Genomic DNA, 9,756 nt, shown 5'->3' with positions numbered 1-9,756 from the left:
CCGTCGGCATGGTCAACATCCTTCCACGAGCATCAGCTCGCTAGGTCAAGGAGTCAACAAAACCGGGGGCAGTCCCCTCCGCTTCCTGCCATGAGTAGAGCCGCTGGTAGATCGGCACAATAAACTGGCTGCTCGCCTTCAACAGGGTAAGCAGGTGTGAATCGACGGCTTTCACGGGTCTCCTTCATGGTGAGTAACCAGCATATCTTCGTGGCCACGAGGTCTAAGACAGGACTACAGCCTGGATCCGGCCGGCGGGCGGTATTCGCTGTTCCAGGTCTCGGACTGGGTCATGCAGTCGCTGACCGAGCCGGCGGACCTCACCCGCATCACCTATGAAGCGTTTGAGGACGCCCACCGTGCCAGCAACACCCGGCACCTGGAACTGTTCATCGACGACGTGCCCCCGCGCATGCCGGAGCTGGGCTACGCCGGTGCGGTGGCCGCCTATGTGGAGGGCATCCGGGCGGCAGAGCGGGACTTCGGCATGAGCGGGCGGCTGGTGGTCGGCATCGACCGCAGCAAGGACGGGGCCTACGCGGTGGCCCGGGTGCAGCAGATCCTGGAGGCGCCCAGCCCGTACGTGGTGGGTATTGGGATGGACAACCTGGAAACGGCGGGACCGCCCGAGCGCTTTGCCGAGGCATACCAGCTGGCCGGTGCGCACGGGCTCAAGCGCACCGCGCATTCCTCCGAGCACGCGCCGGTGGCCATCAACACAGTCACCTGCCTGGACGTGCTGGGCTGCGACCGCATTGACCACGGCTACTTTGTGATGGAGGACGACGCCGTCATTGCCCGGCTGCGGGAGGACCAGACCCTGTTCACGGGCATTTTCACCACTTCCCGCCGGTCCTGGCGGCCGTGGCGGCGTGCCTCCATCAAGGCCATGATCGACGCAGTCCTGAACGTCATCCTGGCCTCCGATGATCCGGGAATGTTCCCCACCACCCTGGCCAACGAGTACCGGATTGCCGTGGACGAGCTGGGCGTCGACCGAGCCTGGCTGCGCCGCTCCGCTCTGGCCGGCGTCGATGCGTGCTGGCTGCCGGAGACGGAGAAAGCTGCGCTGAAGGAGTCCATGACGGCGGAGATTGAGGCGCTGGAGCAGGAACTCTTCGGCTGATTTCCAACGCCCGACGACGCCGGTGTCCGCTCTGCGGACGCCGGCGTTTTCTGTTGATACCGGGCAGATCCTGGGTGTTGTCGACGGCCCGGACCACACCGGCGCGGGTGCCTGGCTGCTCAAACGCCCGCCGCGGTGGCGGACTGGGAAACATGGGTGCACGAAAACCAATTAGCTATCGCATAGGCGCTGGACTGCTAACGGGGACCCAACCAGTACCTTCCTGGTGTGCCGCATTCACCCTTCGTTTAGACGCGCGGATCCGAACCTATGACAATGAAGCCGGCAGAGAAGCAGATCCATGAGCAGTAAGACAAGCACTAAGGTCGACGCGGTAAGATATGTCAGAAATAGGCAGGCCTGGCGAAACGACAACGCGTGGAACATATTCCGCTCTGAGGAATCGCGGCGAATCGCTTTCTGTGAGGGAGAATCGAAGATCACGCGCTAGTTCCACTTCCCTGCCGAAGGCTCGCATAACCCTTCTCTCGAGTACTGACTGAGCCTCGACGGATAACCCTGCGCAAATATCTTCGACTAGATCAATGATGGACTTGCCGCCACGGTCCTCGCGCACCAGCACAGAAGCAATGTATGAATTCCGGGGGTCCTGGGTTAATTGCGAATGAGAAAAGTGATGAAGCGGGTGCGCGCCCATGCCCGTCTTCACTTCGACGTTAAGTTCACCAAAGGAAAAATCGAAAACAGAGTTTGGCAGAACATGCCAGGCCCGAAGCCACGCTTGGGGGTCCTTAGAACTCGAGATAATCGACAACTCCCCCCATAGCCCTACCACCCTTTCCATTGAAACCTCAGGCTGGACATCGAATAGTTCGATGATTTCGGCCATAAAAGTATCGATATCATCAGAAGATGGAGCCATTGGTAGGTAGGAGAGAAGTGTGGCGGTCAGGATACTGAACGCAGACAACAAATGCTCATTGCCGGATCGTAGAACGATTGCCCGGTACCGTTCCCGAAACTCTTCATCTTCAACCCGCACAGTGTATTCCCGACACGGTAAGACGGCGAATACTCGGTGATTCCTTTGGAGAGCCCCACCTTCTGAACCATATTGGCGAACTAAGAGAACGAAGCTGCCCTCATTATCAACGGCGAGTAGGTCATCTTTACGCCCCGGCATCCATGACGCTCTCATCGTCTCGCTGGCTCGTGTACCTTCACTGGCCAACGCGGACGCTATACGCAAAGTCTCAGCGGCAAGAGCCGACACTAAAATTCCTCCACAACAAAATCGCTGGCGAGTTGGCCTGGGATATGTAGAGCCAACCAGGGGGCGACTAGTTGCCCTGAAGATAACGGGCTGTCCTTTATAGTAATGCGATGTAACTGAAGCGTAGGAACCTGCTCACTCTTATAAGCACGATCACCCGAGTAGATGGTCGGCACACTCAGACTCTTCGGGCTACGGCCAGAGAAGATATTGGATTCTATAGTTGAGGAACTGAAACCCGAACGATGATCTACCGACAAATCTGACATTAGGACGAGATCAACAGGACTATTAGCTTCACCGAGACCGGTAGTAATGGAAGTCATTAACATACGGTCACGGTCTGTGACTACGGTAAAGTCCATCAGGAATAGCAATACTTCATCAAGATCAACAGACGGAACCAACACATTTGGCTGGCTGCCACTCCTACGATCCGTGACATTATAAACATCAGTTGCAACAACACGACCGTATTTTTCGCCCTTATTCTTGGCATAACTCAACATCAATTTGTCATTTGACGCCGCTGCTTGAACATCCAGGTGCAGACCGCGGGGTGTTATCCACCCAGCATCGAGCTTTAGCCGTTTTATCTTTCTTCCGGAAATGTTGCTCCGTGAGAGGTTTCTGATGTGTTTGCTGAGGAGGAAAGACCGCCGCCACTCCGTCAGTGGCCGATCAGCGTTCTCAATAAGAGTCCTGCGGAGGTACTCCTCATCCCTGACGTACTCGGTAAACGCCGCAATCGAAGCAGCCGAAAGGAAAATGCGGCAATACGCAGCATAGGAATCGCGATACCCGAAGAACCGAGCTCGCTGTTGAAGTACATCTGCATTTTCGGACAGATTCCGCGGCATGTAAGTGACCGTCAGCCCTTCGACCGTAAAACCACGGTCGAGCTTCAACCCGCCAACGAGAATCCAGAACTGGTCTGATTTCCAATTGATCTCCTTTTCCGCGCCCTTTGAGTTAACTTCAAGAACGCGTACTTCAGTACAGACCTCTGCGACCCAGCCAAGCAGTTCGTCTAATGGAGGCAGAGGGTCCTCGACTTGGCCCACCGACTTCGTAGTACTCTCCAGGTCTAGGTATGGTCCTTCAAAGTCGGATCGTAGTTGATCTTTCGAGGCTTGACTGCCCGTACGCAAAAGATTGGACCAAGCGTTTACCAGATCTTGGATCCATTTGGCATATGTACCGTGGGGATCCGTGTCCTGGGACGCTTGAACCATCATTGAACGGTTTTTCCGCGGGCCGTCGTTCATTGCAGTGACGGCTGCCCCTAATAGGTAGAATCGAAGCGACTCTAGAAGGGATTCAGGAGCTTCGTTCGGCATGCTCTTGGGATTACAAATATCCTTTTCCGGTAATTTGACTATAAGGCGTTCAGCATGATCCTGGAAGAAAAACTTACCTCCGGTGTACGAGTCACCACTAGAAATTACCTTTGCATAAGCCGGATTCAGAACGTCAGTAATGGCGAGCAATAGGTTTGCCTGAGGGGTCGCAGTATATTGCAGGTACGAGTGATGCGGTAACGCGTCACGCAGTTCTACAATGGCGTCATAAGTTACGCTCTTATTTGTGGTCCCTTTGATGAGGTTTTGTCGAGCTTTTGTATTTAGGCTGGCTTGGTCGCTCTCATCGTCGATGATGAGAACCGGAACGCCCTGAACAACGCTTCCGAGCCGCCGAAGAGTCTCTGCGGTTCCCTTGATTCTTCCCGAATGTTTAAGGACTGTGATAAGAAGTGCAGGCTTGTCCCTAAGAGTCTGTCCATCTCTGTCACGCTTCCATCCTTCGAGAATCCGCCTGATGTCCTCGCCATCCTCATCAGCGACAGGGTTTTCAGTCCGGGTCCAGGCACCTTGCAGTTCGGTCAGTCCAAGATCGGCGTCGAGCCGGTCCTCAGATTGCTTTTTCAAGTTCTTGGTAGTCCCGGCCAGCACTATGACAACCCCATAACCGTTATCTCGAGCGAGGGCCGCTACAGTAGTGAATGACAGCGTTTTCCCAGATTGAACATAACCAACTACGAGGACCGCGTTCCCTCCTGGCCCTCCAGCAGGCGGATGACAATGAGCCAGAATGTCCTGGGCTTCCTCAACTACACGGCCCATAGACGATTCTAAGTGCGCACCTGTGCCCGCAGTCTTTAGTGCAATAAACCCCTCGGTGAACTTCCCGGGAACAGGGTGCCAAACCCTGCTATCTGTTGATGGCTGTTCGACAGCACTGACTGAAATGTTCATGCAGCTTATGGCCTCTCTGAGACGGGCGTAACGCTGAAGGTTCCTCTTAGTACCGCGTTCAGATATTCAAGCACAAATTGAGACCGCGCGCCGGCCTTCTTGCCAAGTGATAGAGCGATCGCAACGGAGCAACCAAAAACTAGCAGCGCCAAGCTGTTCTCCCCGTCAGCACCTATGTACTCTCGCGAAAACGGATGAGCGAACGAAATCCTGACCTCCATGTCAACGCAGGATTCCCCGGTGACGGGATCTACACCGTCGAGGTCTGTCCCTACCTCCAACCAGTCAGATTGTGCGTCATCCATGACAAGAGTCAGGGTTATTTGCCAGAGCCGACCATCCGCACGGATTACCAAGCGACGGATGAGATCCTCAACTAGAGGTATATCAGGAAGCATAGATGGTAAATAAGACTCATCCAGAGGCTCCCGCGAAGAGGCGTCTAACACACTCTCCAGCCGCCCCTTCATAATGCCTGCTACCTCTTTCGTGGCATTAGCAATAGTCTCCTGCTCAGACCGCTTGGGGGACTTGGTACGAAAACCTGCAGCTTGCCCCAGAAGATTGAGGTCCTTTTTCTGAAGAATCTCTTTTAGCTTATCTAGAAATAGCTCTTCATATCCGGCCCATTGAATGCCATCTTTGGTATGACTTACATCGAATCCATGCAGATCAAATTCTCCAAATAAGCGTTGATAGACATAGCTATTACTTCGACCAAATATCTCGGTAGGGCGATAAGTCTCATCGTAACTTCCAACTATAAGGCGGCCACGGCGGAATAGTGAGAATCCTGCCTCGCTCGTTGAACCGATACTACGAAGACCCGCAAAACCCGTGACTTTTTTTCCTCCACCAAGATCTATGCTGATCGAATTATGCAGCCATCGGACTGATCGTTCCTCAGAATCAAAAATGCTGGGCGCGACTAAAACTTCCACTTCCTTGAATTGGAGGTGTTCATCGTTGAACCAGAGTTCCATAACGCCGCTACGCAAAAATTTGCGATACATGCTTGTCAGATGCTCTTTGATCTTAGAGACAGTCCGCTTTTGTGGAAAGTGGTTAAGCTTTTCAAGTGTTATTACCGTGAAATGGCTAGAGGCGGACGCCAGTGCTTCCATTACTGGCAGATTCTCGGTGCGGTCAGCCATAATTTCTTCAAGATCAAAACTAACGGTTCGCTGAATAGGCTCCCCCATCACTGATGTGCGAACTGACCATTTACCCGCAAACCATGAAGCTGCGCTCTTCATTCCCATACCGAACTCTGATAGGCCACTCCTATCCGGTGGGATTTCAGCGGCTTTGAAGGCTCTGGGAAAGTCATCAAGTTCAATCCCGTAGGCATTATCCGTAACCGTTATTGTTTGTCTAGCCGAGTCGATTTTGATACGAACGACGAGTTTAAGGTCATTTTTGTCATGCATGCCCCTGGAACGTGCTGAAAGTACGCTTGCGAGGGAGTTGTCGACGAACTCCGCTAGAGCAAACCAAGGTTTATAGTTCAAATGTTTCAACACGCCCAACATGTTCACTTCAGGACGGATATCAATTTCCATAAATAATGCTCCCCCTAACGGTGGACGGGCTACGCGGCCTGATTCCCAGACACCGAATTAGCTTCTACAAAGCTGGCCAGCAGTGGTTCGGCAATGAGACGTACGACTTCGGCATTCACGGCGTTACCCAGCGCCCTATAAGCGGCAGGACGGCTCTCAGGAAGTTCTATCTCCCCAAGGCTCTGCAATCGCGAACACTCCCGTGGCGTCATATAGCGCCGTTCCCAGCCGATGATTGGGATCTGTGTATCAGTCATGGCCACCAGACTCGGCGCGGTTTGCGAACGTTTAACACGTACTCCGGATGCGCGGAATTGCACCACCAACTTCCACAGATCCTTCTCCTCGCCTTTGGCATTCCATTCAAATTTCTGCCAACTACTAGGAAAATTACGTAGTTGTGGAAGCCAAGGGTCGATCCATTCTCTATTGTCTTGATAGAACTGTCGGTTTTGTCGTATAAAATCGATCTTCCACTTCGGGAACTTGAGTTGGGGACGGCGAGCGTGGCTAGGTAATAGATCGAGTTGTTCAGTTGGTGTATCGCCACTAATTTTATTGCCGAAGGATCCTCTATATTGTTTCAGATCTCCCTCTCTCGCTAAGACACTGAACGGCGTATCATCCTCGAATGGATATGTTGCCCCGAATTCCATCGCCCATATAGGATATGAAGGAATTTGCAGTTCACGAGGACTAAGAGCAAGGAAGTCATTCCAGACATTAAGGCATTGAATTGACTGTGGAGATAAGGGACGACTACCTTGCGGATTAGCGTCCAAAACGGACCGAATATCGGTCACAGTGTTTTCAGGTTCTGGCCATTTGAAATCATCCAAACCCGATAGGGATCCTATAATGTAGACTCGATCTCTTATCTGCGGTATCCCAAACTCGTGGGGCGAATATCGCCGATGTTGGACTGAGTATCCGAGAGACTCCAACGTTTCGCGAATAGTAACGATAGTCTCACCACCGCGGTGACGAAGTATGTTCGGAACGTTTTCCAAGATGAAGAATGAGGGACGTTTCGATTCTATAATCTTAGCGACCGTAAAGAAAAGGCTACCCTGTTCGGTGTGCTCAAAACCCAGTTGTTCACCTGCCTTCGAAAAAGGCTGGCAGGGGAATCCTGCAGTCAGAACGTCATGACGGGGTATGGCATCCATTGCGACCTTTGTAATATCACCGTGGGGTGTAAGTCCATAGTTTTTCTCGTAAAGCACCCTCAACGACTCGATCCACTCGGACGCAAACACACCCGTCCCGCCAAGATTTCGAAGCGCCGTATGAAACCCGCCCAGACCGCTAAATAGGTCTATAAAAGTGAATGACGATCTGGACTTTTCGCCCTCTACCTGCATTTTTTCCTACCATCGTTAAGCTCTTCGCCCGTCGTCGACAAGTACACCCATCTTATAGGTGAGCTCTGACAAGTCCTTACCTGCGACATCCCTCGCCTTGGACCCTACAGACGCTAAGCTCCAAGCATGGCTGTCATCCGATCTCTCCAAGCAGATACCCGCGCCGTCCGTCCGAACAGCACGACCGCCGATTGTGCGTACGCGGTGGTGGTCGCGGATGACGGGGAGGTCCTTTTCAACCTGACAACCTTCGGTTCCGACGGTAGGAAGAATGTCGGCACCCCAAGCCAGTCGATGCAGTTCAACGAACCAACGGCACAGGAACTTTGCCGGCTTCTACGACAGGCCTTCCCATCAATAGAGACCTAGGGATTCGCGAGCAACAGAGTAGTTCCACTGTGTGGAGCGTCTCCTGGCTCTGTGGCTGCCGTGCGCGCGTTGGCGCGTGTAGAAATCTGAGCATGGTTGCAGGCGGGGGGGGTGCCTAGTCTGCAGCGAAACCCGCGGGCAGGTCCTGTCTTTATTCCTTCAGCTACCGCATCGAAGTCGGGCTCCTGCACGGCCCTCAACGTCCTGCAACGATTTCGGTTCCATCCCGTCACGAACGACGTCGTCCGATCGCGGGCCAGGGCGAGTCTCTTCAGGTGACTGCGTGCCTTCATTGCTGCACCAGCGTCACCTAGGCGAGCGTCACGCCTCGACTTGCATCCGAAGACTTAGGGGCTAAACCCCCACCCTCCTTGCCTCAGCATCCACCCGGTTCAGCTCCACATACTCGCGCTTCGGCAGCCCCTCAGACGCCGGAACACCGGGAAGCTCCTCGCCGCGCAACGTGGCCTAGGTGAAGTTGACCTTGCGGGCGATGCCGCTAGACACCCACGGCGACACCACCGCCGAGGCCTTCGACGTGGGCACCACGTTCAGCACCCCGGCGGGCAGCCCGACCTCCACCAGGATGTCCACCAGCGCCAGGGAGGACAGCGGGGGCTGGCGGGGTTGAACACCATGGTGCAGCCGGCGGCGATGGCAGGGCCGATCTTGCGGGTGCCCATCGCCAGCGGGAAGTTCAACGTCGTGACCAGCACACACGGTCCCACCGGTTTCTTCGAGACGATGATCCGGGTCTTGCCGTCGCCGCCGATGCGCACAGCTTCCTCGGAGAACCAGCGGAAGAACTCGGCCGCGTACACCACTTCCCCTTGGCCTCGGCGAGGGGCTTGCCCATTTCGGTGGTCATGACCAGCGCCAGTTCGTCCTGCCGGGCCATGATCAGGTCATAGGCGCGGCGCAGGATCTCGCTGCGTTCCCGGGGAGTGGTGGCAGCCCATTCCTTCTGCGCCCGGCCGGCGGTTTCGATCGCACGCTGGGCATCCTCCGGACCGCCGTCGACCACCGTGGCGATGACCCTCTTCAGCGGCAAGATTCACGACGTCGAACCGCGCACCGGTGGCGGCTTCGGCCCACTGCCATCCGTCCGCAGCCTGATCGATCCGGCAGCCCCGCGAGCCCGAAATCAGACCACCCGGCGGCCAGGGACAGTGCCAGTGCCAGAGTGGCGAGCGTCAGTGCTGCCGACGGCGGGGTGGGTCCTCACACCTGGGCCCCTTCGAGCAGCGCACCCAGCGGAACCTCTACCACCTCACCGTTCAACACACGCGGATACCACTGGCCGGTGAGCTCGGAGAGGGTGAGCCGGATCAGGGTGCCGTGCGCCACGGCGATGATCCGCTGGCCGGGAAACTGCGCAGCCAAACCGCGCAGAGCAACGAGCCCGCGACGCGCCACTGCCTGCTCCGGTTCGCCGACGCCAAGGGCAGCTGTGAGCTGCGGTTCGGTCAGCCCGTTCAGGTGCAGCCCTTCTGCGTGCCCATAGTCCCGCTCGATCAGCTCCGGGATGGTGCCGGACGGCTGCAGTCCGGCCGCGTCAGCAATAAGGTGAGCCGTCTGCACGGCACGCAGCAGCGGCGAAGACACCACCACATCCCACGGATCGGCGGCCAGCAGTCGACCGGTATTGCGCGCCTGTCCGCGGCCCACACCGTTCGGCGGGTTATCGGTGCGGCCCTGCAAGCGGCGCTGCTGGTTCCAGTCCGTCTCGCCGTGCCGCACCAGGACCAGCCGTTCCGGTAGGCTCCCGGTGCCGCTTCCGCCAGCAGTGCTCACGTCCGCACCAGCATGCGGCGAGCATCTCCCTCTGCCGCACCCACCGGAGCCT

At 55.7% G+C, this 9,756-nt stretch carries 7 protein-coding genes and 1 pseudogene; 1 reads left to right on the top strand and 7 read right to left on the bottom strand.

The features are described from left to right. Nucleotides 1-40: 40 nt before the first annotated feature. The gene (locus QMA10_RS17365; protein WP_290170434.1) at nt 41-175 is read right to left on the bottom strand and encodes a hypothetical protein; all 135 of its coding nucleotides are present in this window, start codon (nt 173-175) and stop codon (nt 41-43) included. Nucleotides 176-202: 27 nt separating this feature from the next. Here QMA10_RS17365 and QMA10_RS17360 point away from each other — a divergent pair, with 27 nt between their 5' ends. Continuing rightward, a complete protein-coding gene (locus QMA10_RS17360; RefSeq protein ID WP_356835709.1) occupies nt 203-1,126 on the top strand; it encodes a hypothetical protein in 924 nt (307 codons plus the stop codon). Nucleotides 1,127-1,394: 268 nt separating this feature from the next. Here QMA10_RS17360 and QMA10_RS17355 read toward each other — a convergent pair whose 3' ends face one another. The 6 genes and pseudogenes from QMA10_RS17355 to QMA10_RS17325 all read right to left on the bottom strand — a co-directional run bounded on the left by QMA10_RS17355 (nt 1,395) and on the right by QMA10_RS17325 (nt 9,704). Further along, nucleotides 1,395-2,360: a PD-(D/E)XK motif protein gene (locus QMA10_RS17355; protein WP_290170432.1), complete on the bottom strand. Its 966-nt coding sequence runs from the start codon at nt 2,358-2,360 to the stop codon at nt 1,395-1,397. After that, nucleotides 2,360-4,615, bottom strand: a complete 2,256-nt coding sequence (locus tag QMA10_RS17350) for a Z1 domain-containing protein (protein ID WP_290170430.1) — start codon at nt 4,613-4,615, stop codon at nt 2,360-2,362. The genes QMA10_RS17355 and QMA10_RS17350 overlap by 1 nt, the downstream gene beginning before the upstream one ends. A gap of 5 nt (nt 4,616-4,620) precedes the next feature. Continuing rightward, nucleotides 4,621-6,177: an ATP-binding protein gene (locus QMA10_RS17345; protein WP_290170428.1), complete on the bottom strand. Its 1,557-nt coding sequence runs from the start codon at nt 6,175-6,177 to the stop codon at nt 4,621-4,623. Between the two features lie 29 nt (nt 6,178-6,206). Next, complete coding sequence (dcm, locus tag QMA10_RS17340; RefSeq protein ID WP_290170427.1) at nt 6,207-7,541, bottom strand: DNA (cytosine-5-)-methyltransferase; 1,335 nt, start codon at nt 7,539-7,541, stop codon at nt 6,207-6,209. A gap of 837 nt (nt 7,542-8,378) precedes the next feature. After that, nucleotides 8,379-8,934 (bottom strand): annotated as a pseudogene (locus QMA10_RS17725) (aldehyde dehydrogenase family protein). A gap of 197 nt (nt 8,935-9,131) precedes the next feature. Further along, nucleotides 9,132-9,704, bottom strand: a complete 573-nt coding sequence (locus QMA10_RS17325) for a histidine phosphatase family protein (protein WP_290170426.1) — start codon at nt 9,702-9,704, stop codon at nt 9,132-9,134. Nucleotides 9,705-9,756: the final 52 nt, after the last annotated feature.

Origin of the sequence: Arthrobacter sp. APC 3897 (assembly GCF_030407495.1) — a bacterium.
GTDB lineage: Bacteria > Actinomycetota > Actinomycetes > Actinomycetales > Micrococcaceae > Arthrobacter_B.
Note: the sequence above shows the minus strand (reverse complement) of the source record. Positions and strands in the feature narration are given on the sequence as shown.

What these genes read in the sequence shown, in the direction of transcription:
- QMA10_RS17350 (WP_290170430.1), bottom strand. Translation starts at nt 4,615, where the DNA reads ATGAACATTTCAGTCAGTGCTGTCGAACAGCCATCAACAGATAGCAGG.
- QMA10_RS17345 (WP_290170428.1), bottom strand. Translation starts at nt 6,177, where the DNA reads ATGGAAATTGATATCCGTCCTGAAGTGAACATGTTGGGCGTGTTGAAA.
- dcm (WP_290170427.1), bottom strand. Translation starts at nt 7,541, where the DNA reads ATGCAGGTAGAGGGCGAAAAGTCCAGATCGTCATTCACTTTTATAGAC.